The sequence below is a fragment of the Acinetobacter calcoaceticus genome (assembly GCF_051947995.1).
Lineage (GTDB): Bacteria > Pseudomonadota > Gammaproteobacteria > Pseudomonadales > Moraxellaceae > Acinetobacter.
Genome location: NZ_JBLVVH010000093.1, coordinates 1 through 207, shown reverse-complemented (window position 1 = coordinate 207; position 207 = coordinate 1). Strand labels below are relative to the sequence as shown.

General features: G+C 45.9%; 1 pseudogene. It reads left to right on the top strand.

The window, feature by feature from the left end:
* Positions 1–207 (top strand): annotated as a pseudogene (locus ACNQO6_RS18685) (DUF2059 domain-containing protein); the annotation flags it as partial.

The window sequence follows — 207 nt, the reverse complement described above, 5'->3', positions numbered from 1 at the left end:
GCACAAAGCAAATCGATCAAAGAGCTCATCAAACACAGTGATCTTGAACATGTCCTAAATACCTCACTGGATGAAATCCAGCCCACACTGGATCTTGAAGCTGAAAATTTCCTGTTACGGGTGCTAGGCAAAGATGAACTAACCACCACGCATGAGCATCTTGCGGTGCTGGAACTGAGTCAACTGCTCAACGAAACCAGCGCAAAA